This window comes from Paraburkholderia sp. BR10923 (assembly GCF_040948765.1).
GTDB classification, from domain to species: domain Bacteria; phylum Pseudomonadota; class Gammaproteobacteria; order Burkholderiales; family Burkholderiaceae; genus Paraburkholderia; species Paraburkholderia youngii.
The window spans coordinates 192,340-217,630 of sequence record NZ_JBFPKO010000003.1 but is presented as its reverse complement, the minus strand read 5'-3'; the positions used below and the strand labels follow the sequence as shown (position 1 = coordinate 217,630).

At 65.4% G+C, this 25,291-nt stretch carries 23 protein-coding genes; 10 read left to right on the top strand and 13 right to left on the bottom strand.

All coding sequences use genetic code 11. From position 1 onward, the window contains the following. The first annotated feature begins 50 nt into the window (after positions 1-50). Both AB3X94_RS06940 and AB3X94_RS06935 read left to right on the top strand, forming a co-directional pair. On the top strand, positions 51-833 hold the full coding sequence (locus AB3X94_RS06940; RefSeq protein WP_176109831.1) for an HpcH/HpaI aldolase/citrate lyase family protein: 783 nt from the start codon (positions 51-53) through the stop codon (positions 831-833). Then, positions 830-1,567, top strand: coding sequence for a tetratricopeptide repeat protein (locus tag AB3X94_RS06935; RefSeq protein ID WP_176109830.1), 738 nt, complete (start codon positions 830-832; stop codon positions 1,565-1,567). Before AB3X94_RS06940 ends, AB3X94_RS06935 begins: the two co-directional genes overlap by 4 nt. A gap of 80 nt (positions 1,568-1,647) precedes the next feature. Here AB3X94_RS06935 and rodA read toward each other — a convergent pair whose 3' ends face one another. The 5 genes from rodA to AB3X94_RS06910 all read right to left on the bottom strand — a co-directional run bounded on the left by rodA (position 1,648) and on the right by AB3X94_RS06910 (position 8,111). Beyond that, positions 1,648-2,796: a rod shape-determining protein RodA gene (gene rodA, locus AB3X94_RS06930; RefSeq protein ID WP_176109829.1), complete on the bottom strand. Its 1,149-nt coding sequence runs from the start codon at positions 2,794-2,796 to the stop codon at positions 1,648-1,650. A gap of 10 nt (positions 2,797-2,806) precedes the next feature. Beyond that, complete coding sequence (gene mrdA, locus AB3X94_RS06925; protein WP_176109828.1) at positions 2,807-5,188, bottom strand: penicillin-binding protein 2; 2,382 nt, start codon at positions 5,186-5,188, stop codon at positions 2,807-2,809. A 79-nt stretch (positions 5,189-5,267) separates the two neighbouring features. Next, positions 5,268-5,780 (bottom strand): rod shape-determining protein MreD, encoded by a 513-nt coding sequence (gene mreD, locus AB3X94_RS06920; RefSeq protein WP_176109827.1) that lies wholly within the window; start codon positions 5,778-5,780, stop codon positions 5,268-5,270. After that, positions 5,777-6,913, bottom strand: a complete 1,137-nt coding sequence (gene mreC / locus AB3X94_RS06915; RefSeq protein WP_176109826.1) for a rod shape-determining protein MreC — start codon at positions 6,911-6,913, stop codon at positions 5,777-5,779. The genes mreD and mreC overlap by 4 nt, the downstream gene beginning before the upstream one ends. Before the next feature lie 154 nt (positions 6,914-7,067). Continuing rightward, positions 7,068-8,111, bottom strand: coding sequence for a rod shape-determining protein (locus AB3X94_RS06910; RefSeq protein ID WP_004189550.1), 1,044 nt, complete (start codon positions 8,109-8,111; stop codon positions 7,068-7,070). A gap of 373 nt (positions 8,112-8,484) precedes the next feature. Between AB3X94_RS06910 and gatC the strand changes: the two genes are divergently transcribed. From gatC to AB3X94_RS06885, 5 genes are all read left to right on the top strand, one after another. Further along, positions 8,485-8,784: an Asp-tRNA(Asn)/Glu-tRNA(Gln) amidotransferase subunit GatC gene (gatC, locus tag AB3X94_RS06905; protein ID WP_176109825.1), complete on the top strand. Its 300-nt coding sequence runs from the start codon at positions 8,485-8,487 to the stop codon at positions 8,782-8,784. Positions 8,785-8,941: 157 nt separating this feature from the next. Beyond that, entirely contained in the window at positions 8,942-10,429 is a 1,488-nt protein-coding gene (gatA, locus tag AB3X94_RS06900) for an Asp-tRNA(Asn)/Glu-tRNA(Gln) amidotransferase subunit GatA (protein ID WP_368611123.1), read from the top strand. Positions 10,430-10,434: 5 nt separating this feature from the next. After that, positions 10,435-11,910, top strand: coding sequence for an Asp-tRNA(Asn)/Glu-tRNA(Gln) amidotransferase subunit GatB (gene gatB, locus AB3X94_RS06895; RefSeq protein ID WP_368611122.1), 1,476 nt, complete (start codon positions 10,435-10,437; stop codon positions 11,908-11,910). 132 nt (positions 11,911-12,042) lie between these two features. After that, entirely contained in the window at positions 12,043-12,882 is an 840-nt protein-coding gene (locus AB3X94_RS06890; protein WP_176109822.1) for a PPK2 family polyphosphate kinase, read from the top strand. Between the two features lie 52 nt (positions 12,883-12,934). Beyond that, the gene (locus AB3X94_RS06885; RefSeq protein ID WP_368611121.1) at positions 12,935-13,714 is read left to right on the top strand and encodes an exodeoxyribonuclease III; all 780 of its coding nucleotides are present in this window, start codon (positions 12,935-12,937) and stop codon (positions 13,712-13,714) included. A gap of 60 nt (positions 13,715-13,774) precedes the next feature. Here the strand turns inward: AB3X94_RS06885 and AB3X94_RS06880 are convergent, their stop codons facing one another. The 7 genes from AB3X94_RS06880 to argB form a co-directional block, all read right to left on the bottom strand. Beyond that, a complete protein-coding gene (locus AB3X94_RS06880; protein WP_368611120.1) occupies positions 13,775-15,019 on the bottom strand; it encodes a M48 family metallopeptidase in 1,245 nt (414 codons plus the stop codon). Then, positions 15,016-16,410, bottom strand: coding sequence for an AmpG family muropeptide MFS transporter (locus tag AB3X94_RS06875; protein ID WP_176109819.1), 1,395 nt, complete (start codon positions 16,408-16,410; stop codon positions 15,016-15,018). The genes AB3X94_RS06880 and AB3X94_RS06875 overlap by 4 nt, the downstream gene beginning before the upstream one ends. Before the next feature lie 14 nt (positions 16,411-16,424). Next, entirely contained in the window at positions 16,425-17,033 is a 609-nt protein-coding gene (metW, locus tag AB3X94_RS06870) for a methionine biosynthesis protein MetW (RefSeq protein ID WP_013088070.1), read from the bottom strand. Beyond that, complete coding sequence (locus AB3X94_RS06865) at positions 17,030-18,175, bottom strand: homoserine O-acetyltransferase (protein WP_176109818.1); 1,146 nt, start codon at positions 18,173-18,175, stop codon at positions 17,030-17,032. Before AB3X94_RS06865 ends, metW begins: the two co-directional genes overlap by 4 nt. Before the next feature lie 320 nt (positions 18,176-18,495). Continuing rightward, complete coding sequence (gene slmA / locus AB3X94_RS06860; protein ID WP_176109817.1) at positions 18,496-19,194, bottom strand: nucleoid occlusion factor SlmA; 699 nt, start codon at positions 19,192-19,194, stop codon at positions 18,496-18,498. A gap of 41 nt (positions 19,195-19,235) precedes the next feature. Next, a complete protein-coding gene (locus AB3X94_RS06855; RefSeq protein ID WP_368611119.1) occupies positions 19,236-20,003 on the bottom strand; it encodes an HAD-IA family hydrolase in 768 nt (255 codons plus the stop codon). Between the two features lie 163 nt (positions 20,004-20,166). Then, positions 20,167-21,066, bottom strand: a complete 900-nt coding sequence (argB, locus tag AB3X94_RS06850) for an acetylglutamate kinase (RefSeq protein ID WP_013088074.1) — start codon at positions 21,064-21,066, stop codon at positions 20,167-20,169. Between the two features lie 265 nt (positions 21,067-21,331). On the opposite strand from argB, the gene AB3X94_RS06845 reads away from it, so the two are divergent. After that, the gene (locus AB3X94_RS06845; RefSeq protein WP_368611118.1) at positions 21,332-21,559 is read left to right on the top strand and encodes a cysteine-rich CWC family protein; all 228 of its coding nucleotides are present in this window, start codon (positions 21,332-21,334) and stop codon (positions 21,557-21,559) included. A 34-nt stretch (positions 21,560-21,593) separates the two neighbouring features. Here AB3X94_RS06845 and AB3X94_RS06840 read toward each other — a convergent pair whose 3' ends face one another. After that, positions 21,594-23,228 (bottom strand): tetratricopeptide repeat protein, encoded by a 1,635-nt coding sequence (locus AB3X94_RS06840; RefSeq protein WP_368611271.1) that lies wholly within the window; start codon positions 23,226-23,228, stop codon positions 21,594-21,596. A 126-nt stretch (positions 23,229-23,354) separates the two neighbouring features. Between AB3X94_RS06840 and AB3X94_RS06835 the strand changes: the two genes are divergently transcribed. Continuing rightward, positions 23,355-24,665, top strand: a complete 1,311-nt coding sequence (locus tag AB3X94_RS06835; RefSeq protein WP_368611117.1) for an ATP-binding protein — start codon at positions 23,355-23,357, stop codon at positions 24,663-24,665. Beyond that, the gene (locus AB3X94_RS06830) at positions 24,662-25,204 is read left to right on the top strand and encodes a response regulator transcription factor (RefSeq protein WP_013088076.1); all 543 of its coding nucleotides are present in this window, start codon (positions 24,662-24,664) and stop codon (positions 25,202-25,204) included. Before AB3X94_RS06835 ends, AB3X94_RS06830 begins: the two co-directional genes overlap by 4 nt. Positions 25,205-25,291: the final 87 nt, after the last annotated feature.

The following is a 25,291-nucleotide window of genomic DNA, read 5'->3' as shown; positions in this document are numbered from 1 at the left end:
ATTCGCTATCTGGCCCCGCTTCGCATTCCAAACCTGCGCGAGGCCAGCCGATGAGCACCTTCACCAACTCCCTCAAACAACGTCTGAAGGACAACGCGCCGCTGTTCGGGCTGTGGTTGTCGCTCGGCAGCGAGGCCGCCGCCGAAGCGCTCGCGCACGCCGGCTTCGACTGGCTGCTGATCGACATGGAGCACGCGCCGAACGATAGCGGCGGCGTCGAGTCGCAATTGCGCGCGATCGCCGCCGCCCATCTGCCGAGCGAGCCGGTGGTGCGCGTGCCCGCGAGCGAGCCCTGGCTCGTCAAGCGCGTGCTCGACGCCGGCGCGCGCACGCTGATGTTCCCGAACATCGAATCCGCTGAAGACGCGGCACGCGCCGTGCGGCTCACCCAATATCCGACCGCGGAGGCACTCGACGGCCTGCGCGGTGTCGCGGGCGTCGTGCGTGCGGCCGGCTACGGCATGCGACGCGACTACGTGCAGACGGCGAACGCACAAATCGCGACGATTGTGCAGATCGAATCGGCGCGCGGCTTGCGCGAGGTCGAGCGGATCGCGGCGACGCCGGGCGTCGACTGCGTGTTCGTCGGGCCGGCCGATCTGGCCGCGAGCCTCGGTCATCTCGGCGACGCGAAGCACGCGGACGTGCAGGCGGCGATGGCGCGCATTGTCAGCGCGGCCGACCAAGCCGGCATTGCCGCCGGCATCTTCGCAATGGACGTGGCCGGCGCGCGGCAGCATCGCGACGCGGGCTTTCGCTTCGTGGCGCTGGCCGCCGACGTGATCTGGATGTTGCGCGCGACGCGCCAGGCATTACAGGAGGTGAGGTCATGAACGGCAGAGTGCAGGGGGGCGCCGGGCCGAGGATTGCGCGGGTGATCGCTCAAGTGATCATTACGGCGGCGGCGCTGCTCGCGAGTACCGCGTGGAGCGCCGCGTACGCACAGGATCACGTCGCCAGGTCGAACGATCCGCAGACGCAATCCGCGGTGGCCGATTACAACGCCGGCAACCTCGCCGCTGCGCTGACCGAATTCCGCGAGGCCGCCGAGCGCGGCAGCCGGCTCGCCCAGTTCAACTACGCGATGATGCTGCTCAACGGCGAAGGCACGCCGGTCAACGTCGACGAAGGCAAGAAGTGGCTGCGCAAGGCCGCCGACGCGAACATGTCGCACGCGCAATACGTGTACGGCAAGATGTACGACGATGGCGAGTTCGTCGAGCGCGACCCGGTGGAGGCGCATCGCTGGTTCATGAAGGCCGCCGCGCAGGGTCATGTGCAGGCGGAACTCGCGCTCGCGAATCAGTTCCTCGACGGACGTGGTACCGAGCGCGACAACAAGCAGGCGTTCGTCTGGTACAAGAAGGCGGCGCAGGGCGGCGACATGACCGCGCAGTATGTGACCGGCTCGTTCTACGAGCGCGGCGGCGATGGTGTCGACCGGAATCTGAATGTGGCGCGCGCGTATTACGCGGCCGCGGCGGCACAGGGCGATCCGGCCGCGCGCCTGAAGTATCAGCAGTTGAGCGCGCAGTTGCGCGATCAGAAGGAAGTGAAACCCCAGTAGTGAAGCAGCAGTCAAGCAAAAGGGCGCTCGCAACGAGCGCCCTTTTGGCATTTTCGATTGCTGCGTGCCGTTGGCTACGCTTAGCTCTGCATCAACCGCTTCTGTCGCGCGACACTCATGATCAGCCCGGTCGCGACACCCAGTGTAGTTAGCGCGGTGCCGCCGTAACTCATGAATGGCAACGGCACGCCGACCACCGGCAGAATGCCGCTCACCATGCCGATATTGACGAACGCGTACGTGAAGAACGCCATCGTCAACGAGCCGGCCAATAATCGCCCGAACAAGGTCGCGCCATTGGCCGCGATGTAGAGCCCGCGCGCGATCAATAGCATGTACAGCGTGAGCAGCACGATCCCGCCCGCCAATCCGAACTCTTCCGAAAACACCGCGAAGATGAAGTCGGTGTGCTTTTCGGGGATGAACTCCAGATGCGCTTGCGTTCCCTTCAGCCAGCCCTTGCCGAGCGGGCCGCCCGAACCGATCGCTATCACCGCCTGAATCGTGTGGAAGCCTTTGCCGAGCGGGTCCGAGGTCGGATCGAGCAAGGTGCAGATACGGTGCTTCTGATAGTCGTGCATCAGCGGCCACTGCACTTCGGGCTGACAGATCTTGTCCTGGAACGCCGCGATCGACACAACCGCGATCACGCCTGCGATCAGCACCGGCACGATCAGCTTGAAACTCAGCCCCGCGAAGTAAATCACGAACAGGCCGGCGGCGAACACGAGCACGGCCGTGCCGAGGTCGGGCTGCTTCGCGATCAGGCCGACCGGCACGATGAGGATCGCGAAGCCGACCAGGTAGTCGTACCAGCGCATCACGCCTTCGCGGCGCTGGTAGTACCAGGCGAGCATCAGCGGTGTCGCGATCTTCAGTATTTCCGATGGCTGGATCACCACGCCGACGTTGATCCAGCGCTTCGCGCCCTTGCGCGTGAGACCGAACATCGCGACCGCGACCAGTAACGCGATCCCGAACGTGTAAAGCGGGACCGCGAAGCGCATCAGCGTGTTGGGCGGCACATTGGCGAGCCCCCACATCAGCACGAAGGTGAGCAGGATGTTGCGCAACTGGTCTTCGACGCGGCCCGGCATATCGAGACTCGCGCTGTACAGCGTGACGATGCCGACGCACAGCAGCAGAAACACGATCAGGGCGAGCGGACGGTCGAAGCCCGCGAACATCCGCTTGATGCGGTCGAGCCAGGCGCGCTTGTCGAATTGCATGCCTTTCTCCTTATTCGTCGATACCGCCGGTGGCGGGCTGGCGCGGTGACGCGCCCTGGACGCTGTCCTCGCGCGATGGGGCCGCGACGCTCGGCGCCGGCTCGCTGGCCGGACGGGGTTTGTGCGGGGCGTCGGACGTACGCGACGCGGATTTCTTTGCCGCGGCCGAAGCCGATGCCGGCCTGGCCGCCGACGCCGCCCGCGCCGCACTGGCCGAAGCCGCTGCCGCTGCCGGTGCGCTGGCCGGCACCGTTGCCGCCGCGCCAGCCGATGCCGCCACCGGCACGGACGCGCCGTTCGCGCCCGAAGCCGCAACAGCCGCCGACGCACCCGAGGCCGCCGCGGCAGCCGCCGCCCCCGGCACCGGCAGTGCCTTGAAGCCCGCCGCGATCCTGAGCGGCTGAGCGCCCTCATGCTGCGCCGGCGTTTCACCGACCTGTGGCGCGGACGCTTCGGCGGTGTTAGATGCCGCTGCCGCGACGGCTGCTTCGACCACGCCGGGCTTGTTCTTGCCGACCAGGTAATAGTCGAGCACCCTGCGCGCGATCGGACCGGCCGCCTCCGCGCCCCAGCCGCCGTTTTCGACGATCAGCGCGAGCGCGATCTTCGGTTGCTCGACGGGCGCGAACGCGATGAACAGCGCGTGATCGCGCAAATTCTCAGCGATCGCGTGACCCTTGTAGTTCGCGCCTTGCAGCGAGTACACCTGCGCGGTACCGGTCTTGCCCGCCGCCTGGTACGCCGCGCCGGCGAACACCTTGGCCGCCGTGCCGTTCGTGACCACGCCTTCCATCGCATGCTTGATGAAGTCGATGTCCTGCTGCTTGACCGCGATCCTGTCACTCGGGTCGCGCACCACCGGCCGCGTGTCCTTCGTGATCGGATTCTCGATGTCGCGCACGAGGTGCGGCTTCATCACGACGCCGTTGTTCGCGAGCGTTGCGGTGGCATGCGCGAGCTGCAGGATCGTGAACGAGTTGTAGCCCTGGCCGATGCCGAGGCTGACCGTCTCGCCTTCGTACCACTTCTGCTGCTCGGGTTTGCGGTACGCGTGGCGCTTCCAGTCGGTCGACGGCAGGATGCCCTTCGCTTCGCCGGCGATGTCGATGCCGGTGATCTGCCCGAAGCCCCACGGTTTCATGAAGTTCGCGATGTTGTTGACGCCGAGATCGTGCGCGAGCATGTAGAAGTACGTGTCGTTCGACACGACGATCGCACGGTTCATGTCAACCCAACCCTGGCCCGAGCGCACGTCGTTGCGGAACGTGTGGCCGCCGAACGTGTAGTAGCCGGGGTCCTGGAAGCCCCAGCTCGGCGTGCGCTTGTGCAGCGACAGCGCGGCGAGCGCCATGAACGGCTTGTAGGTCGAGCCTGGTGGGTAGGTGCCGTGTAGCGGCCGGTTCAGCAGCGGATGGTCGGGCGAGTTGTTCAACTCGTCCCAGGTCTGCTGGTCGATGCCGTCGACGAATGAATTCGGGTCGAAGCTCGGCGCCGACACGAACGCGAGCACGTCGCCGGTGGACGGCTCGATCGCCACGAGCGCGCCGCGACGTCCAGCGAACGCCTGCTCGGCGACCTGCTGAAGGCCGATGTCGAGCGATAGCACGAGGTTGTTGCCCGGCGTCGCCTGGGTGCGCGACAGCGTGCGCACCGGGCGGCCGCCCGCCGTCACCTCGACTTCCTCGAAGCCGGTCTGACCGTGCAACTCGGTTTCGTAGCTCTGCTCGACCCCGATCTTGCCGATGTAATCGGTGCCCTTGTAGTTGTTCGCGTCCAGACGCGGATCGTAGTGGTCCGGATCGCTGTCGTTCTGATCGCTGGCGTCGTCGATGCGGTCCTGGTCGCGCTGCGAAATCCGTCCGATGTAGCCGATCACGTGCGCGGCGGTCGGCCCGAGCGGGTACTGACGGAACAGCCGCGCGCGCACTTCGACGCCGGGGAAACGGAAGCGCTGCGCGGTGAAGCGCGCGACTTCGTCGTCGCTCAGGCGCGTGCGGATCGGCAGACTTTCGAAGTTCTTCGAGTCTTCCTGCAGCTTCTTGAAGCGGCGGCGGTCGCGCGCGTCGATCGAGACTACCGTGGCGAGGTTGTCGACCACGTTATCGAGCGTGTCGTTCAGCTTCGAGGGTGTGATTTCGAGCGTGTAGGCCGAGTAGTTCTTCGCGAGCACGACGCCGTTGCGGTCGGTGATGATGCCGCGGTTCGGCACGATCGGCGCGACGGAGATGCGGTTTTCATCGGCCTGCAGCGAGTACTTGCTGTAGTGCCAGACCTGCAGGAACAGGAAGCGAAAGCCAATCAGCCCGAAGCAGACGAACACGAACAGGCCCGCCGCCGCGACGCGCAGGCGGAATTTCGTGAGCTGCTGTTGAGTGTCCTTGAATTCGGTCATGCGATTCTGCAAAAGGCCGGCATGCGGCCATCAAGAGTGTGCGCCCAAATTGGCCGCGGGCGGTGGGCCCGATGCGGGTTCAAATGGGGCGCGTATCGTCCGGGTCGGCGGGGCGGCGCTGCGGCATCAGCAGCAAGATGCTCGCGAGCGGCCACAGCGCGGCTTCGACGAAACCGTCGATCAGATAACTCCAGCCCGGAAACGCCGCACCGGTCAACAACCGGATCACGAACGGCACCAGTTGCGCGACGACGAGTAGCGGCATCACCGCGAAGGTTTGCACGCCGAGCGACATCCACAGCACGCGGCGGTGAATCGTGATCGCGCCGTACGACAGCAGCGTGTAGGCGAGCGCGTGCTCGCCAAGCAGGCTCGCGTTGTGCACGTCCATCAGCAGGCCGAGAAAAAACGCGATCCCCATGCCGACCTTGCGCGGCTGATGAACATTCCAGAACAGCAACACGAGCGCGACGAAATCGGGCACGCCGGCGAGACGCCCCCACGGCATCAGGTTCAGCAGGAACGCGGAGGCGAGGCTGAACGCGATGAAGTACGGGTTGACCGGCTGCAGGATGTATTGCGGGCGATTCATGGCTGAGCCCCCGGCTCGGCTTGCGGCTTCGCGTTCTTCGCGGCGGCCGGTTTGTCGGCTTTTCGGTCGGCTGCGGGCTTTTCGGACTTCTTGTCGGCGGCGGCTTTGGCCGGCGCCTTTTCCGTGGATTTTGCTGCGGGTTTTTCGGCGGGGGCTTTGTCGGCGGCGTTCTTGTCCGCCGACCTGGCGGCGGATTTGTCCGCCGCGCCCTTGCCTTCCGCGGCTTTGGCGCCCTTCTTCGCTTTCGCTTCTTTCGCGACGGTCGCCGCGTCGGGCTCGTCGGCCGGGCGCGGTGGCGCGGTGTTCTGGACGTGCAGCACCAGCACCTGACGCGCGCCGCGCACCGCCGCGACCGGCAGACTGACCACGCGGGCAAACGCGGTGTCGGCCTGCCTGTCGACGCGCACGACCTTCGCGACCGGCAGCCCCGGCGGATACACGCCGTCGAGACCGCTGGTGACGAGCTCGTCGCCGGTCTGCACGTCGGCGCTGATCGGCACGAAGCGCAGATCGAGCGTGTCGCCCTTCGGCGTGCCGTAGATCACGCTGCGCAAGCCGGTGCGCAGAATTTCGACCGGCACCGCCTGGTCCTTGTCCGTCAGCAGCGTGACTTCGGCCTGCAGCGGGAACACCCGTGTGACCTGGCCGATCACGCCGTCCTCGTCGACGACCGGCGAGCCGTTCTGAATGCCTTGCTGCGCGCCGCGTCCGATCACGACCTTCTGCGTGAACGGATCGCGCGTGTCGTACTGGATTTCGGCGGGAAGCGATTGCGTGGTCAGCTGCTGCGACAGTTGCATCAGTGCGCGCAGATGACTATTTTCGGCAGCGAGCGACGCGGCCGTGTTGGCCTGCTGCGACAGCTGCAGGTCCTTCTCGCGCAGCTTCGCGTTTTCGTTGCGCAGCGTGGCGCTCGTCACGGCGAGGTCGGCGGCACCCATGAAGATGTCGCGCGGCACGAGCGCCGCGCGCTGCAACGGATAAAGACCCGCGCCGAGCACGCCGCGGACGATTTCGAGCGTCTGGAAGCGGGCGTCGGAGATCAGCAGGGCGAGCGCCAGCACGACGAAGAACACCAGTCGCGCGAGAGCGGAGGGGCCTTGCTTGAACAGGGGCGGCGGACTGTATTCCATGGTCGGCGCCGGGGGCGTGAGCGGTTGGGTGAGACGGCGGCGCGCTAGGCAAGCGCGTTCAGCGCGCGGAGGCTGGTCGGCCCAGCCAACGACAAAGCGGCCCGCAAGGGGCCGTGTGCCAGATCCGCGCTACTGACATGGGAGGAAGGCTCGCTTACTCGTACGAGAAAATGCTGCCGAGCTTGTCCATGCGCTCGAGCGCCATGCCCGAGCCGCGCACGACGCAAGTCAGCGGATCTTCGGCGACGAGCACCGGCAGGCCGGTTTCTTCGGCGAGCAGTCGGTCGAGATCGCGCAGCAGCGCGCCACCGCCGGTCAGCATCATGCCGCGCTCGGCGATGTCCGCGCCGAGTTCCGGCGGCGTTTGTTCCAGTGCGATCTTCACCGACGACACGATCTGGTTCAGCGGATCGGTCAGCGCTTCGAGGATTTCGTTGCTGGAGATCGTGAAGCTGCGCGGAATGCCTTCCGACAGATTGCGGCCCTTCACTTCCATTTCCTTGACTTCGGAGCCCGGGAACGCGGAGCCGATTTCCTTCTTGATGGCTTCGGCGGTCTGCTCGCCGATCAACATGCCGTAGTTGCGGCGGATGTAGTTGACGATCGCTTCGTCGAATTTGTCACCGCCGACGCGCACCGAGCCCTTGTACACGATGCCGCCGAGCGAGATCACGCCGACTTCGGTCGTGCCGCCGCCGATGTCGACGACCATCGAACCCGTTGCTTCCGACACCGGCAGGCCCGCGCCGATCGCGGCGGCCATCGGCTCTTCGATCAGGTACACCTGCGAGGCGCCCGCGCCATGCGCGGCTTCCTTGATTGCACGGCGCTCGACCTGGGTCGAACCGCACGGCACGCAGATGATGATGCGCGGCGACGGCGAGAACATGCGCGATTCGTGAGCAGTCTTGATGAACTGCTTGATCATCTGCTCGGTGACGGTGAAGTCGGCGATCACGCCGTCTTTCATCGGGCGGATCGCCTCGATGTTGCCCGGCACCTTGCCGAGCATCTGCTTGGCTTCCTTGCCGACTGCCTGAATAGTCTTCTTGCCGTTCGGGCCGCCTTCCTGGCGGATCGACACGACCGACGGTTCGTCGAGAACGATGCCCTTGCCGCGCATGTAGATAAGCGTGTTGGCGGTGCCGAGGTCAATGGCCAGATCGTTGGAGAAGTAGCTGCGCAAAAAACCGAACATTCAAAATCCTGTCTCGCTGGGGGCCGGGCCTCGCACCGTATGCGTAGGGCGGCAGCGGAATAAATAACAGCTTCAACCGGGCGGTAGCGACGCCACATGAACTTGAAGCCGCGGGGGAGTCTACCGGAGGCCGTTGCAAAGCCAGGGCGGAAAACGCCGGACGTTCTTTGAATTGTCCGTAAGGCCTTGGTAAGTCGGTCCGGGTTTGGGTCGAACGCGTAATCATACCTTATAATTTTGGATGTTTTGAAGGAAACGGAGCGTACATTTTGCCGTTTCCGCTCCTTTTTTTAGATTGTCCTATCTTGTCGTAACCCGCTGTTAAAGCGCGACTTTTTAACCATAGTGACATTCCACCCTTTCCGGTGATTGCATGGCTCTGACCCTGACCGATGTAAAACGCATCGCGCATCTCGCGCGGCTCGAACTGGCCGATTCCGACGCCGAGCACACGCGTGCCCAGCTCAATGATTTTTTCGGCCTCGTCGAGCAGATGCAGGCGGTCGATACCACCGGCATCGCCCCGCTTGCCCACCCGATCGAGCAGATCGAAGACGTCGCGCTGCGTCTGCGCGACGACGCCGTCAGCGAGACGGTCGAGCGCGAGGCTTTCCAGCGCCCCGCGCCGGCCGTTCAGGACGGCCTGTACCTCGTGCCGAAGGTGATCGAATAAGACCCGTCGGTCAGACCCCGGGCCCGGCGCCGGCACGAGCCTTTCGTGCGCAGGCGCGCGGCTTCGCCGCGAGCCGTGCCGGGCCGTCTGCCGACGGGCAACCGAACGCCTCCACGGCAGCGTGACCACGCTGCCGCGCTTTCCAGGATAAAACGCAATGCATGAAAAAAGTTTGACCGAACTGCGCGCCGCGCTCGCGGCCAAGGAATGCTCCGCAGTCGAACTGGCGCAGCTGTACCTGAAGCGGATCGACGCGGCCAACAGCCTGAACGCGTTCATCCAGGTCGATCCCGAACTGACGCTCGCGCAGGCGAAAGCCGCCGACGCGCTGCTGCACACCGGCCACGCCGGCCCGCTCGTCGGCTTGCCAATCGCGCACAAGGACGTGTTCGTCACGAAGGGCTGGCGCTCCACGGCCGGCTCGAAGATGCTCGCGAACTACGAAAGTCCGTTCGACGCGACCGTGGTCGCGCGTCTGCAGAACGCCGGCATGGTGTGCGTGGGCAAAACCAACATGGACGAGTTCGCGATGGGCTCGTCCAACGAGAATTCGTACTTCGGGGCCGTGCAGAATCCGTGGGACCGCAAGGCCGTGCCGGGCGGATCGTCGGGCGGCTCGGCGGCCGCCGTGGCCGCGCGTCTCGCGCCCGCCGCGACCGGCACCGACACCGGCGGCTCGATCCGCCAGCCGGCGTCGTTCTCGGGCATCACCGGCATCAAGCCGACGTATGGCCGCGTGTCGCGCTACGGCATGATCGCGTTCGCGTCGTCGCTCGATCAGGGCGGCCCGATGGCGCAAAGCGCCGCGGACTGCGCGACGCTGCTCAACGCGATGGCCGGCTTCGACGAGCGCGACTCGACGAGCCTCTCGCACGAGCACGAGGACTACACGCGCTACCTCGGCAAGTCGTGGCGGGACGGCGGCGCGGACAAGCCGCTCGCCGGCCTGCGCATCGGCCTGCCGAAGGAGTACTTCGGCGCCGGTCTCGCCGACGACGTGCGCGGATCGATCGACGCCGCGTTGAAGCAGTACGAAGCGCTCGGCGCGACGCTCGTCGAGGTGTCTCTGCCGAAAACCGAACTGTCGATCCCGGTCTACTACGTGATCGCGCCGGCCGAGGCCTCGTCGAACCTGTCGCGTTTCGACGGCGTGCGCTTCGGCCATCGCGCGGCCGAGTACCGCGATCTGCTCGACATGTACAAGAAGTCGCGCGCCGAAGGCTTCGGGCCCGAAGTGAAGCGCCGCATTCTGGTCGGCACCTACGTGCTGTCGCACGGCTACTACGACGCGTACTACCTGCAGGCGCAGAAGATCCGCCGCATCATCGCGCAGGACTTCCAGGAAGCGTTCAAGCAGTGCGACGTGATCATGGGACCGGTCGCGCCGTCGGTGGCATGGGACATCGGCGCGAAGGGCGACGACCCGGTGCAGATGTATCTGGCCGACATCTACACGTTGTCGGTGAGCCTCGCCGGCCTGCCGGGCATGAGCGTGCCGTGCGGTTTCGGCGCGGGCGCGAATGCGCAGCGCCCGGTCGGTCTGCAGATCATCGGCAACTATTTCAATGAAGCCCGGATGCTTCAGGTGGCCGACGCGTTCCAGCGCGCCACCGACTGGCACCGTCAGGCACCGGCAGGAGTGTGAGCACCATGACCAAACAATGGGAAGTCGTGATCGGTCTGGAGACCCACACGCAGTTGTCGACGCATTCGAAAATCTTCTCGGGCACCGCGACGCAATTCGGCGCCGCGCCGAACACCCAGGCCAGTCCCGTCGATCTGGCGTTGCCGGGCACGCTGCCCGTGATGAACCGCGGCGCGGTCGAACGCGCGATTCAGTTCGGCCTCGCGATCGGCGCAACGGTGGCGCCGCGCAGCATCTTCGCGCGCAAAAATTACTTCTACCCCGATCTGCCGAAGGGCTATCAGATCAGCCAGTACGAAATCCCCGTCGTGCAGGGCGGCCAGGTGACGATCCAGGTGCCGGCCAATGAAAAGACGGGCACGCAAGCGTACGAGAAAACCATCAACCTGACCCGTGCCCACCTCGAGGAAGACGCGGGCAAGTCGCTGCACGAAGACTTCGCGGGCATGACCGGCATCGACCTGAATCGTGCCGGCACGCCGCTGCTCGAAATCGTCACCGAGCCGGAAATGCGCAGCGCGGCCGAGGCCGTTGCCTACGCGAAGGCGCTGCACACGCTCGTCGTGTGGCTCGGCATCTGCGACGGCAACATGCAGGAAGGCTCTTTCCGCTGCGACGCGAACGTGTCGGTGCGTCCGGTCGGCCAGAAGGAATTCGGCACCCGCACCGAGACCAAGAACCTGAACTCGTTCCGCTTCCTCGAAGAAGCGATCCAGTACGAAGTGCGTCGCCAGATCGAGCTGATCGAAGACGGCGGCACGGTGGTGCAGGAAACGCGTCTGTACGATCCGGACAAGCGCGAAACGCGCTCGATGCGCAGCAAGGAAGACGCGCATGACTACCGCTATTTCCCCGACCCCGACCTGATGCCGCTCGTGATCGACGCCGCATGGGTCGAGCGCGTGAAGAGCGAGATGCCTGAGCTGCCGGAAGCGATTCAGCGGCGCTTCGTGTCGCAGTACGGCCTCACGCCCTACGACGCGAACGTGCTGACCTCGAGCAAGGCGACGGCCGCATACTACGAAGCGGTGGTCGCGAAAGTCGGTCCGGCCAATGCGAAGGTCGCGGCGAACTGGGTGATGGGTGAAGTGTCCTCGCAGCTCAATCGCGAAGGCCTCGACATTGCCGCGTGCCCGGTCTCGGCCCCGCAGCTCGCGGTGATTCTGCAACGCATTGCCGACGGTACGATCTCGAACAAGATCGCGAAGGAAATCTTCCTCGCGATCTGGGAAGAGAAGGCCACCGACGAAGCCGCCGCTGATCGCATCATCGAGGCGAAGGGGCTGAAGCAGATCTCGGACACCGGCGCGCTCGAAGCGATCATCGACGAAGTGCTCGCCGCGAACCAGAAGTCGGTCGACGAATATCGCGCCGGCAAGGAAAAGGCGTTCAACGCGCTGATCGGCCAGGCGATGAAAGCAACCAAGGGTAAGGCCAACCCTGCTCAGGTCAATGAATTGCTCAAGAAAAAGTTGTCCTGAGTTGAAGTGTCGCGGCCGGGCGTGATCACGGCCGTGTCACCACGGGCCGTTGCCGGATCGAAGCAGGGCAACGGCCCGTTTTATTTTGCGGACCCGCTTCAGCCGGTTAAGCGTAGACCACGGAGTGTGTGCATGACAAATCATCCCGATCTCGACGATTTCCGCGTGCCGTACTTCGACGACGGCAAGAAGAAGAACCACTTCTCGCTCGACCATTACGATCCGAAGGCGAAGCCGTTTTCGAGCGGCTCGAAAGACGCGGACCGCGCGCGTCTGTCGGAAGTGGGCCTGCTGCTCGACAACCTGCAGGAGCGGCTGCACGCGCAGCGCAAGCGTCGCGTTCTGCTGGTGCTGCAAGGCATGGACACGAGCGGCAAGGACGGCACGATCCGCGCGGTATTTCACGAAGTCGACCCGCTCGGCTTGCGCATCGTGCCGTTCAAGGCGCCGACGCCCGTCGAACTCGCGCACGACTTCCTGTGGCGCGTGCATTCGCAGGCACCCGCGGCCGGCGAGCTGACGATCTTCAATCGCAGTCACTACGAAGACCTGCTCGTGCCGACCGTGCAGGGCGAACTCGACGCGGACGAGTTCCAGCAGCGCTGCTGCCACATCCGTCAGTTCGAGCAGTTGCTCGCCCACAGCGGCGCGACGATCGTCAAGTGCATGCTGCATATTTCGAAGGACGAGCAGCGAGTGCGTTTGCAGGAGCGCATCGACGATCCGCTGAAGCACTGGAAATTCGACGTGTCGGATCTCGAAGCGCGCAAGCAGTGGGACGCATATCAGTCCGCGTATCGCGACGCGCTGGCCGCGACGTCGACCGAATACGCGCCGTGGTACGTGATTCCGGCCGACTCGAAGACGCATCGCAACGTGATGGTCGCCCAATTGCTTCTGCGCACGCTCAATGCGCTGAAGCTCGAATATCCGCCAGCCAAGGAAGCGCTGAAGGGCGTCAAGGTCGAGTGAACGCGGCCTCGCCCTTTGGCTTCAGAAACGAATCGAACAAAAGAGGAACGACATGTTGCGTGTGATTACCGCCAACCTCAATGGCATCCGCTCGGCGGCGAAGAAGGGCTTTTTCGAATGGTTCGGCGAACAGGGCGCCGACGTGCTGTGCGTGCAGGAAATCAAATGCTCGCAGGACGATATGACGCCGGAGTTCATGGCGCCGCACGATTTCACCGGCTATTTTCAGCACGCGGTGAAGAAGGGGTACAGCGGCGCGGGCGTCTATACGCGTCATGAGCCGGACGAAGTGGTGATCGGCTTCGGCAGCGAGGAGTTCGACCCGGAAGGGCGCTATGTCGAGCTGCGTTTCGGCAAGCTGTCGGTGGTCTCGGTGTATGTGCCGTCGGGGTCGAGCGGAGACGAGCGCCAGCAGGCCAAATTCCGTTTCATGGACGAGTTCATGCCGCATCTCGCCGAGCTGGCGAAGGAACGCGAGGTGATCGTATGCGGCGACGTGAACATCGTGCACAAGGAAATCGACATCAAGAACTGGAAGAGCAACCAGAAGAATTCGGGCTGCCTGCCCGAAGAGCGCGCGTGGCTCGACAAACTGTTCGACGAAGTCGGCTATGTGGACGTGTTCCGCACGCTCGACCAGCGGCCCGAGCAGTACACGTGGTGGAGCAATCGCGGTCAGGCGTATACGAAGAACGTCGGGTGGCGGATCGATTACCAGATCGCGACGCCGGGCATCGCAAGCAAGGCGAAGCGCACCGACGTGTTCCGCGACATCAAGTTCAGCGACCATGCGCCGCTGACCGTCGACTACGACCACAAGGTCAACAAGTAAGCCCACCAGCCGCGGCGCGTGGAGCGCCGTGGCCCGCCAGCAGTCGGTAGAAGCGGGGTGTCAGTCGCGCGCCGTCTTGCGGGTCGGCCGGCCGATGCCCGCGTAATCGGGCAACTCGTCGACGCTCCTGCCGATTGCCTTCGCATACAGCGACAGCATGTCCGGCAGCCGCTTGACGATGTCGTCGCGGCGCGCCGGTGTGTACGGGTGCACGTAGATGAAGCCCTGCTCGCGATTGCCGCGCGTCGCTTGCGCGAGCTTGTCCCACAGCGTGACCGCCGCGCGCGGATCGAAGCCGGCGCGCGACGCGATATCGCTGCCGATCACGTCGGCTTCGGTTTCGTCGGTGCTCTCGTACTTCATTTCAAGCAGACGCGAACCGATGCCTAACGGCGCCATGCCCAGGTCGGCGAGTCCGAACAGTTGCGGGATCGTGCCGGACGAATCGAGCTGGCTCGCCTGCAACTGACCGAGCCGCATGCGCGCGTGCTCGCGCAACGCGTGCGCGATTTCGTGGCCGATCAGCATGCCGACCTCGTTGTCGTTCAGGCGCACGCGATCGAGTATCCCGCTGTAGACGACGATCTTGCCGCCCGGCAGGCAGTACATGCGGATGTCGTTCGAGCGCACCACCGCGACTTCCCACTTCCAGCCCTTGGCTCGCTCGTTCCATTTCAGCGAGTACGGAATCATCCGGTCAATGATCGAGCGCACGCGCGTCACGCGCGCGTCCGTGTCGCCGTACAGGCGGTTCGCGTGGCTGGCGCCGTAGACGATCTGGCTGAACTCCTCGGCGGCCTGCGCCTCGAGCATCGACGACGGGATCAGGTTGCGGAACACCATGTAGCCGCCATAGCGCAGTTGGGGGCTCACGTAGTAGGGCGGCGGGACGGCCGCGGGGGCCGGCGCGCCAGCGCTCGAAGCGTTGCCGCTAGCGCCGGACGCGCCCGCGGCACCGGCGTTGGCGTTGGCGTTGGCGCCGGTGCTGTTATTCGCCCCAAGGTTGGCGCCGCCGGCGCCGCTGTTGTTGCCGGCCGCAGCCGAGGTCGCGTTTTCGGCGCTGGCGCCGCTTGGCGCGGACTTGGCCGCAGGCGTCGGGGCCGGGTTGGCTGTCGCACCGCTCGTGGTCGCGGCGGCGGCAGCCGGCGCGGGCGCTTGCGCGCCGCTCACCGGGCTGGCGCCAGTCGCTGGTGTGCCGGCCGCATAGGCGCCCATCGGCATCGCCAGCGCGACGCTCGCGCAGCCGAGCACGCCTGCGGCGCTGAGTGCGGTGCGGCGCGCGCGGGTCGGAAACGGTACCTTCACGACCGGTCCCTCCACGGCGCGATGCGCACCAGCAGCAGCATGCCCGGCACCGCGAGCGCGGTACAGAGGATGAAATAGTCGAACCAGCCGATCCGCGCGACCACAAAGCCGCTCGCCGCCGACGCGAGCGTGCGCGGCACCGACGCGAGGCTCGTGAACAATGCGAACTGCGTCGCGGTGTAGCGCGGATCGGTGGTGCTCGCGATGTATGCGGTGAACGCGGCCATCGTCAGACCGGTGGCGAAGGTCTCGAAGCCGTACACGAGCGCGAGCGCGACCGAGCGCGGATCGAGCTGCACGCTCCAGTCGATGCCGACCAACGACAGCAGCTTCGTCGTGCCCTGGCTCAGCGCGACGGCGATGTTGTAAATCGCGGCAAGTCCGGGTGAATCCGGGCCGAGATGCGCGAGCCACGCGAAGCCGAGCGTCGACACCATCTGCAGCAAACCGAAGATCCACAAGCCACGGCCGATGCCGATCCTCATCAGCCAGATGCCGCCGATGATGCCGCCCGCGAGACTCGCGCCGAATGCCGTGGTCTTCGCGATCACGCCGATCTGCGTGCGCGAAAAGCCGATGTCGAGGAAGAACGATGTGGACAGCGTGGTCGCCATCGTATCGCCGAGCTTGTAGAGAAAGATGAAGCCGAGCACGAAGAGGGCACCGCGCCAGCCGTCGCGCTGAATGAATTCCCTGAACGGCTCGACGATCGCCTCGCGCAGATTCTTCGGCGGCTGGCCATGCACCTCGGGCTCGCGCACGACCAGCGTCATCAGAACGCCAGGCAGCATGAACGCAGCCGTCACGATGAACACGGTGCTCCACGGCAGATGATCGGACAAAATCAACGCGAGCGAACCGGGCACGAGCGCCGCTATCTTGTACGCGTTCACGTGCACCGCGTTGCCGAGGCCCTGCTGCGTGTCGCTGAGCAATTCACGCCGGTACGCGTCGATCACGATGTCGGAACTCGCGCCGAAGAACGCGACCAGCGCGGTCAGCGCGGCGACGCTCCAGATCGCTTCGCGCGGCGACACGAAACCGAGTGTCGCCATCGCGCCGGCCACGAGCAATTGTGTGACGAGCATCCAGCCGCGCCGTCGGCCGGGCCGCCAGCCGGGCACGCGCGGCACGTAGCGGTCCATCAGCGGCGCCCAGACGAATTTCCAGGTGTACGGAAACTGGATCAGCGCGAACAGGCCGATTTCCTTCAGATTGACGCCTTCCGAGCGCAGCCACGCCTGCACGAGGTAGACGAGCGTAAACAGCGGCAATCCCGACGTGAAGCCGAGAAAGACGCAAATCAGCATGCGCGTATTCAAAAACGCGCGCCAGCCGGGATGTTCTTCGTGAGCGGTAAGTGCGGGCGCCTCGTGCGGCGGGTTCGACATGTGGATAACTGAGGTTAGCTTTTCTTGACGCGATAGACCGCAAGACTACCACGCCAGTTCACGCCCCACCGCACCACCTGTCCGTCGTGCAGCACGACACGATCGAGAATTTCGATGCCGACTTCGGGCGCGAGCGCTTCGAAGTCCTTGATCGTCAGCACGCGCACGTTCGGCGTGTTGTGCCACTGATAAGGCAGCGACTTCGACACCGGCATGCGCCCTTGCAGCACCGACAGCCGATGCGCCCAATAGCCGAAATTCGGAAACGACACGATGCATTGCTTGCCGACCCGCACCGTCTCGCGCAGGATCGCAGCGGTCTGATGAATGGTCTGCAGCGTCTGCGATAGCACCGCGAAATCGAAGCTGCCGTCTTCGAACAGGCGCAGGCCGTCTTCGAGATTCTGCTGGATCACGTTGACGCCGTTCTGCGTCGCGGCGAGCACGCCGGCGTCGTTGATCTCGATGCCGTAGCCCTGCACCTCCAGTTCCTCGTTCAGCAGCGACAGCAGCGAGCCGTCGCCGCAGCCGAGATCGAGCACGGTCGCGCGCGGTTCGACCCAGCGGGCGATCGCGCGGAAGTCCGGGCGCGATGCCAGGTAATCAAGTGCTCGCTGGTTCATGCGTTGACCTCGTTTGCAATGCGTTCGTAGTAGGCGCGCAGCAGGTTGTGATAACGCGCGTCGTCGAGCAGGAAGGCGTCGTGGCCGTGCGGCGCGTCGATCTCCGCGTAGGTGACCGTGCGCTTGTGATCGAGCAGCGCCTTCACCAGTTCGCGCGAGCGAGCCGGCGCGAAACGCCAGTCGGTCGAGAAGCTCGCGATCAGATACTTCGCGGTGGTGTGCGCGAGCGCGGCGGTCAGATCGCCGTCGAAGGCCTTGGCCGGATCGAAGTAGTCGAGCGCGCGCGTGATCAGCAGGTAGGTGTTGGCGTCGAAGTAGTCGGCGAACTTGTCGCCCTGATAGCGCAGATACGATTCCACTTCGAACTCGACGTCGAAGCTGAAGTTGTAGTCATCGAGCGCGCCTTCCGCGCGGCGCAGCGAGCGGCCGAATTTCTCGGCCATGTCGTCGTCCGACAGATACGTGATGTGGCCGATCATGCGCGCGACGCGCAGGCCGCGCTTCGGCTTCACGCCGTGCGCGTAGTAGTTGCCGCCGTGGAAGTCGGGGTCCGACAGAATCGCGGAGCGCGCGACCTCGTTGAACGCGATGTTCTGCGCGGACAGCTTCGGCGTCGATGCGATCACGATGCAATGCGCGATTCGCTCCGGATACATCATGCTCCACGCGAGCGCCTGCATGCCGCCGAGGCTGCCGCCCATCACGGCGGCGAAGCGCGTGATGCCGAACGCGTCGGCGACGCGCGCCTGGGCGTTGACCCAGTCTTCGACGGTGACGACCGGAAACGTCGCGCCATACGGCTTACTGGTGGCCGGGTCGATGCTCATCGGCCCGGTCGAGCCGAAGCACGAGCCGAGGTTGTTCACGCCGATCACGAAAAATTTGTCGGTATCGAGCGGCTTGCCCGGGCCGACCATGTTGTCCCACCAGCCGATGTCCTTCGGATTGTCGGCGTACACGCCCGCCACGTGATGCGATGCGTTCAGCGCGTGACACACGAGCACCGCATTGCTGCGCGCGGCATTGAGCGTGCCGTAGGTCTCGACCATCAGGTCGTAGCCCGCGAGCGAGCTGCCGTTGCGCAATCGCAGCGGCTCGGTGAAATGCATTTTTTGGGGAGCGACGATGCCGATGGAGTCCATTCATTCCGCCATTGAGTCAACAGGGCGGCTAAACGGCGTCGGCGAAGCACGAGGAGAAGGGCGGTGTGCGCAGCTGACGACCTCTTTAGCCGCATTTATAGTGAACCGCGGGCCTGAAGCCCAAGGTTCGCGCGCCCGCAATCGAGTCAGCAAATCGGCGCGTGAAAGGGGGTGAAACCGGGTGCAACGTGTTCGGGATGCCTGGGCGCGGTCTGTTATGCATCGTGGGACCGCGGCGGCGTCAGGCGCAAAGTATAGCGGAAAATTCCACGCGGCAGCGGCGCGGACGGTGCCGCGCGAAGGGAGCGAGTCCTCGCGGACTACTGAAGAATCAGCAGCAGTTGCTCGTCCGCGTGTTCGGCGGGCGGCCGCGCGAAACCGCTGCGCACATAGCGATGCCAGCGGCCGATCACGTAGCTCACCAGCAGGCTCGCGCGAATCGCGGGATCGTAGCCGGCGGGCAGTGCGGTGGATTGCGGCGCGGTCTGCGGGTCGGCGGTGTCCGTGGCGTGGTTATCAGCACGGGCAAGCGCTTCGGTCTGCGCGAGCCGCAAGCACTGCTTCAGCGATGCCTCGACCCGCTCGAGCATCTGGTTCACGCGCTCGGTCAGCCGTTCGTGCTCGCCGACCAGCGCCTCGCAGGTCAGCACCCGCGTCATGCCGGGATTTTTCGCGGGGAAGTTGAGCAGCATCAGCGCGATCGAGCGCGCCTGCAGCACGCCGTTGCTTTCGTGACCGGTGATCTGGTTGATGAGGCCGAACAGCGTCTGCTCGATGAACTCAATCAGCCCTTCGAACATCTGCGCCTTGCTGGCGAAATGACGATACAGCGCGGCTTCCGACACACCGAGCCGGGCGGCGAGCGCGGCCGTGGTGACCTTTTCGCTTTTCGGCGCCTCTAGCATGCTGGCGAGCGTCTGCAGGATGTGCACGCGACGCTCGCCCGGCTTCGGACGCGTTGCGCGTGTCGCGGCGGAGGATGCCGCTGAGGCTTCGTCAGGCTTGTCGATCGGCTGCATGGCTGTCGTCCCCCGGCTGATGTCGTTGGCGGCTTTCGTCCCTACTGTCCCGGCTTGCGTCCCTTCCATCGAACCGCGCGCGTGCCCAGTCGTAGCGATTTTAGCGAACGAATGCTGCGGTCGACATAATGCGGCCGGCCGGTGCCCGGCAGTCGCATCGGTACGCCGTCCGCGTGCGGCTTGCGCGGCAGGTGCCCGGTGATCCACACGGTGCGGATGCCGAGCCGCCGATAGTTCTTCAGGTGCGAGCGCGTGTCCTCGACGAGGATCGCGTCTTTCAGCGACACGTGCGCGTCGCGCATCGCGCGGCGCAGCATTGCGTGATCGGGCTTCGCGCGCCATTGGCGGCGATCGCGCATGTGCTCGATCGCGATCACGCGCTCGAACAGCCGCTCGATGCGCAACTCGGCGAGCACCGCGCGCGCGTAGCATTCGGGCGCATTGGTCAGCACGATCTTGCGGCCCGGCAGTGCCGCGACCAGCCGCGCGACGCCGCGCTCGTGGCGGATCATCGAGCCGAGGTCGGGGAACGTGTGCACGACCTTCAGGAAGTCGTGCGCGTCGAGCGGATGGTGGCGCGTGAGCCCGAGCAGTGCCGCGCCGTAGCGCAGCGTGTAGCCGGTGCGCAGACGGTTGGCTTCGTCGATGTCGACTTGCAGCGCGTCGATGATGTACTGGGTCATGCCGCGATTGATCGCGGGAAAAATGGCATGCGACGCGCGATGCAGCGTGTTATCGAGATCGAACAGCCAGACTGGCTTGCCGCTCGCGATGTCAGGACGGCGGCGCCGCGAAGTGGGGGTGCGCATGGTGGAGGTCTTCAGCCGCTGACGGGCGTTTCATGCTGCGGATGCGGATGCGGAGAGATTGCCGCATCGACGCTCGGGGGCGCGCATAGGCTGCCGGCCGCGAGGTGCGGCACAGGCGTCGCGCCGCTCAGGCGCAACCCCTGTGCCGGGGATGCCGCAACGCTCAATGCGAGCGGATCATCGTGCCGAATGGCTGTTCGGTCAGGATTTCCAACAGCACCGAGTGTTCGATGCGGCCGTCGATGATGTGCACCGAGCGCACGCCGCTCTTCGCCGCATCGAGCGCGGACGAGATTTTCGGCAGCATGCCGCCGGAGATCGTGCCGTCTTCGAACAGGCCGTCGATTTCGCGCGCCGACAGGTCGGTCAGCAGATTGCCTTCCTTGTCCATCACGCCGGGGATGTTGGTCATCATCACGAGCTTTTCGGCGTTCAGCACGACCGCCAGTTTGCCCGCGACGAGGTCCGCGTTGATGTTGTACGACAGACCGTCTTCGCCGAAGCCGATCGGCGAGATTACCGGAATGAACGCGTCGTCCTGCAGTGCCTTCACGACCGCCGGGTTGATCGCTTCCACTTCGCCGACCTGGCCGATGTCGACGTACTGGCCCGGCTTTTCTCGATCCGGCATCAGCATCTTGCGCGCATGGATCAGGCCGCCGTCCTTGCCGGTCAGGCCGACCGCGTGGCCGCCGAAGTGGTTGATCAGCATCACGATGTCCTGCTGCACCTCGCCGCCGAGCACCCATTCGACGACTTCCATCGTCTCTTCGTCGGTGACGCGCATGCCCTGGATGAACGTGCCCTGTTTACCGATTTTCTTAAGCGCCTGGTCGATTTGCGGACCACCGCCGTGCACGATGACCGGGTTGATGCCAACCAGCTTCAGCAGAATCACGTCGCGCGCGAAACCCTGCTTCAGACGCTCTTCGGTCATGGCGTTGCCGCCGTATTTGATGACCACGGTCTTGCCGTGATACTGGCGGATGTAAGGCAGCGCCTCGGCCAGAATTTCGGCTTTCAGGGTGGGCGCAATCTGCGAGAGGTCGGGAAGCTCGGACATGGCGGCAGGCTCGGGCACGGAACAGTTAAAACAGCGCGAATTGTACAGGACTGGCGCGCTGCAACAGGGTTTTCGGCAGCGGCGCGAGCGACGGTCGGTGCAGGCTTGGCGGATTGCACCATGACGGCCACGGGGGCGGGCAAACAGCAAGCGTAACGCACTTGCGTGACGGCCGTGCATTGGCCGAACGGACGGCTGCACCCAGGCGTATCAGTCATGGCATCATGATCTGACCGATGCCCCCGGCCTTTCGCGCCCATCCGCAATGAAACCGTCTTCTACCCGTTCCGGGAGCAGCGCGCGCTGTCCGCGCTGCGGCAATGCCTTCGACTGCGGCATGCAGGGCGAGACATCATCTCCGTGCTGGTGCCGTGCTTTGCCACCGCTGCCGGCAGAGCGGCTGAAGCCGGGGGGCCGCTGCTTGTGCCCGGAATGTCTCGCCGCGGAGATTGCCCAGGCGACACGCGAGGCAAGTGGCATTGAACGGCCGTAAACGCTGCATTTGCCAACGGCCGATCTGAACCCGCCTATGCACCGCGATGCTGCGCCACCAGCGCTCGCAGATCGCGCGCCACTGCTTGCAGCGCCGGCTCCCACTCGCCGAACCGCGGCTGCCGATACAACGTGGCGCTCGGATACCACGGGCTGTCGCCGCGCTCCAGCAACCAGACCCAATGCGGATTGACGTCGAGCAGCACCCACGTGCGCTGGCCGAGCGCGCCGCTCAGATGCGCGACCGATGTGCATACGGTGATCACGAGGTCGAGCGCGCCGACGAAGGCGGCGGTGTCGTCGAAGGTGGCGAGGCTCGCGGTGTGATCGATGATGCGCAGGCCGGCCGCGCGGGCGGCGGCGACCTCCGCGGCCGCGCCCGGCTGCAGCGAGTAGAAGGTGACGTCGTCGATGCCGGCGAAATGCGCGGCATAGCGCTGCCAGCCGACGCTGCGAAACGGGTTGCGCTGATGCCCGCGGCTACCCGTCCAGGCGAGGCCGACCTTCAGGCGGCGCCCGTCGGCAACGCGTCCGCGCCACGCCGCAAGCGCGGCCACATCGGCGAACAGGTAGGGCGCGGCTGGAATGGTCTCTTCGCGGGTATCGAAGATCAGCGGCAAGCTCAGCAGCGGAATTTCATAGTCCATCGGCGGCAGCGATTCGACGCCGCCGCCGGACGAGAAACCGTCGACATGAGCGCCGAGGCTGCGCGCGAGCAGCGCGCCCATCTGCGGAAACGAATTCCACACCACGCGGCCGCCGTCGCGATGCACACGCTCGGCCAGCATCGGGATATAGCGGCTGAACTGCAGCACGTCGCCCATCCCCTGTTCGCCCCATACGAGCAGCGTCTTGCCGGCGAGCGGCTCGCCGCGCCAGATCGGCGCCGGCATCACGGGACGGCTGCCGCCGAGCTCCCTGGAGCCGTCCCAGCGCGCCTCGTGCGATGCCCACCCTTCGGCGTATCGGCCGCGCAGGAGTTGCAGCATGCCGAGGTTCGAGCGCATCGTCGGGCTCTGCGGGGCGAGCTCGCAGGCCGTCGTGGCGGCCTGTTCGGCGTCGTCCCAGCGTTGCGCTTCACGTAACGTCAGCGCATAGTTGTTGTAAGCCAGCGGACTGCCAGGCGCGCGCTGCACGGCCTGGGCACCGGCTTCGAGCGCGTGGGGCAAGTCCAGAACCTGGCGATACGCGTTGGCGAGGTTGATCCATGCGTTGCCATCGTCGGGGGCATCGCGAATCGCGGCTTCGAGCAGCGCGCGCCGTTCGCTCAGATCTCCGTCGGTAAGCGTCAGCGCGCTCGCGAGATTGTTGCGTAGCTGCGGCAGCGCGGGGTCGAGCGCCAGCGCACGACGATACGGAGGGATCGCGTCGGCATGCCGGCCGGCCATCTGCAGCGCGTAGCCGGCGCGGAAGTGCGCGACGGCGCTCCCCGCATCGAGTTCGGCAATAATGGCGGCGAGTTCGATCGCCTCCGCATGGCGCTTCTGCGCGAGCCACGCGGCGATCAGCGCGTCGAGCGAGGCGCCGTCGAGCGGATGCAGTTTGGCCGCGGTGTCCAGGGAACGGGCTTCGTCCGCCGTGGCGCCGCTGGCTCGGGCCGCGGCGGCATCGCGCAGCAAGGTCAGGAATGCGGACGAAGCGTCGGCTTCGCGAATCGCGGTGGGTACCATGAACGGATGGCGCGGAGCAGTCGTCAATGCAGCCTGGCGACGCGCGATGCTATTTCGAAGACAGTCATGTTACCGGCACTCGGCCGCCTGGTCAGCCATGCGGGTCCGAACGGGTAGACTAGGGTCATGCAACGTATAACCAACACCGGCCGCGTCAATCTCGGTCATCTGTTCTGGCTGCGCAGCCTCGCGATCATTGGTCAGCTGCTGACGATCGCGTTCGTGCAGATCTTCATCGGCGCCAATCTGCCGTTGCCCGCGATGCTGCTCGTGATCGGGCTCGAAGTGCTGTTCAATGCGCTCACATGGTTTCGCGTGTCGCAGCAGCGACCCGAGTCCAACATCGAGCTTTTCGGGCAGATCTGGGTCGATCTCGGCGCGTTGTCGGCGCTGCTGTTCCTGTCCGGCGGCACCACCAACCCGTTTGTATCGCTATACCTGCCATCGCTTGCAATCGCGGCGGCCGTGCTGCCGTGGTATCTGATGGCCTGGCTCGCGGCGTTCGCGGTCGCCTGCTACGCGATGCTCAGTTTCGATTCGGTGCCGCTCAATCTCGAGAATCCCGCCAACCTGTTCGACTACTACCGCTCGGGCATGTGGGTCAATTTCATGGTCAGCGTAGGGCTGATCGCGTGGTTCGTCGCGCGCATGTCGCGGGCACTGCGGCTTCGTGACGCAGCGCTTGGAGAAGCGCAGCAGCGCTTGCTTCAGGACGAACGGGCGGTCGCGCTCGGCGTGCAGGCGGCCACCGTGGCTCACGAAATCGGTACCCCTCTGTCTACAATCGCGATGTTGTCAGAAGAATTGCGCGACGCGGCGCGCACCGACGCGGGACTCGCTCCCTACCGCGCCGATCTCGAACTGCTCGAGCAGCAGATGACGCTGTGCACGTCGGCACTCGCGCGCTTGCGCAGCCGCGCGACGACCACGACGAACCGTGAGCCGGTCGACGAATGGCTCGAATCGTTTGCCGACCAATGGCGCCTGCGCCATCCGCACGTAAAGTTCGAGCGGCTCGGCACGCCGCCCGCCGATGTCAGTCTCAACGACACGGTGGCCGTCAGCCAGATACTGACGATCCTGCTCGACAACGCCGCGCGCGCGAGCCGCGATCACGTGACGCTGTCTTGCACGCTCGCGCCACGCGGCGACCAGATCGTATTCGAAGTGTGCGACCACGGTCCTGGCATTCCGGTCGCGCTGCGCGGCTCGCTCGGCACGATGCCGGTGGAGAGCACGCAGGGCGGTCACGGCGTCGGCTTGTATCTGGCGTTTTCGGCGGCGGCGCGTCTGAAGGGATCGATCGACCTGACCGACGCCAACGGCGGGCGGCCGCGCGGCACGCGTGCGGTGCTGCGACTGCCGCTCGGCGCGCGCAAGATTTCCGGAGCGAGCCCGCAAGGCGCCGCGCCATCCAACACGGAGAAACAGGCATGAGCGAAAAGAATTTTCTGGTGATCGACGACGACGAAGTGTTCTCCGGCATCCTGGCGCGCGGCTTGACGCGGCGCGGCTACACGGTGAGCGAAGCGCACAACGCGGACGAGGCGATCCGGCTCGCGAATCAGCAGAAGTTCAGCGAGATCACCGTGGACCTGCATCTGGGCAACGACTCCGGCCTGACGCTCGTCGCGCCGTTACGCGATCTGCAGCCCGATGCGCGCATGCTGGTGCTGACCGGCTACGCGAGCATCGCCACCGCGGTGCAGGCGGTCAAGGACGGCGCCGACAACTATCTCGCGAAGCCCGCCAACGTCGAGACGATCCTGTCGGCGCTGCAAAGCGAGGCGAGCGCGTTGCAGGCCGAGGAGGCGATCGAGCATCCGCAGCCGCTGTCGGTGGCGCGGCTCGAATGGGAACATATCCAGCGGGTGCTCGCCGAACACAACGGCAATATCTCGGCGACCGCGCGCGCGTTGAACATGCATCGGCGCACGTTGCAGCGCAAGCTGGCGAAGCGGCCGGTGAGGCAGTAGGCCGCGATCGGGCGGCACAAAGCAAAACGGGCTGCCAATGCGAAGGCAGCCCGCTTTTTATGCATCAGCGTATGCATCAGCGTATGC